Below are 1,572 nucleotides of genomic sequence, written 5' to 3' on the forward strand. Positions count from 1 at the left end.
ACGAATCCGCCGGTCCCGTCCGCTCCGCTGCCGCTGACGTCGACGCCACCATAAAACTGCGTGCGATCATCACTCCAAACAATCGCCGTACCGCCGTTGCCGCTTTCGCCCGTGGCGATGATTTGGCTGCCAGGGCTAATCAGCGTTTGACCCGAGTTGGCCAACTCATCGATCGAAAGATCGCGGCCACCTTGGAACTCACCGCCGACGCGAATCGTTCCGCCGTCGACCGAACCGGATGCGTCAAAGGTCGCACCCAGCATCGACGTCTTGGTGCTGCTGGACACGTCAATCGTACCGCCATTGCCGTTGCTGCCCGTCGCATCAAGCTGGGCAGACGTCACGATCCGGCCCGGTCCGGTGATCGCGATGGATCCACCATCAGCCCCCGAAACATCAATGTCCCCCGCAGTCGTCGCCGTGTAGGCAGCGCTCGTTTCAATGGCAACTTCGCCGCCTTGACCCGACGTCGAGGAAGCGTCGATCGCCGCGTACTGGTCTACAGTGCTTGATCGGATTTGAACGGTGCCGCCAGACTGCGTTCCACTCGCATCGATGCGTCCTTGAATCAAAGCGTCATTGGACGTCACGCTGACCGTACCACCACTGGTCCCGCTGACCTCCATTGTCCCTAGGTGATTCAGTTGTCCAGTGTTGATCGATACCGATTGACTGGCTGCGATCGTGCCGCTGTTGAGCACCTTGCCGCCCGGGTTCGTTAAGTAAACTTCGCCGCCCGCCATCACCGCACCAGTCGCACGAATCGCTCCGGAGTTGTTGATCAACGATGCCGTTTCGCTGTAGCCGTTTTGCAGCGTCGCCATGTCGGCTTCCACGTGCGTGACGCCGTTGCTGTACGTCACACTCTGGCCACTGCCCACCGTGACAGAACCACCAAGGCTGTTGATCGCGCCCGAGTTGTTGAATTGGTTGGCGATGAAGTGCGCGCCACCGGATCCAGTGTTGATCGTCCCTTGGTTCACGATGTCCGCGGTCGACGAACCGCGGAATGTCATCGGACCGCCGTTCATGAAATCTTGATTGCCGATGTCGAATGTCGATGCCGTGAAACCATTGGTGTTGATCACGCCCGAAGGTCCAACCAAAACTCCGCTTGGGTTCACCAGGAAAACATTGCCGTTGGAGTTCAACGCACCGTGAATGGCCGACGGCGTGTTCGGCGTGGTCACGCGGTTCAAGACGGCTGACGTTGCCGACGGCAAATTAAAGTTCGCCGTGTTGCCTTGGCCGATCGAAAAGCTCTGCCAATTGATGACGGCACGATCGGTCGAGGCGTTCACATTCAGCGTCGATCCCGCGGTGGAAATCGTCGCCGCTCCGGCGACCACATTGCCACCCGTTGGATTCTGGGCCGACGCGGAGCCGGCACTGCTGACGGCGAGCACGCCGCCCAAAACCAAGTTTCGAAGTTCGGCACGCTTTTGTCGTCGTCGTCGGTTGCTCATGGTGTCAATCGTTCGCAAGAGCCCGCCAACGAATCGTTGCCGGGCAAGCTAAATTCAAAGGAAACAACAAGAATCCAGAGAGTTGTTTCAGCGCAACCCGCAAAAT

General features: G+C 58.9%; 1 protein-coding gene. It reads right to left on the reverse strand.

What is annotated here, in order from left to right; translation table 11 throughout:
* On the reverse strand, positions 1 to 1,466 hold a 1,466-nt coding region (locus RE6C_RS29620), incomplete at its 3' end, for a two-partner secretion domain-containing protein (RefSeq protein ID WP_144054864.1).
* Positions 1,467 to 1,572 lie beyond the last annotated feature (106 nt).

It is taken from the genome of Rhodopirellula europaea 6C (genome assembly GCF_000338295.1).
Lineage (GTDB): Bacteria > Planctomycetota > Planctomycetia > Pirellulales > Pirellulaceae > Rhodopirellula > Rhodopirellula europaea.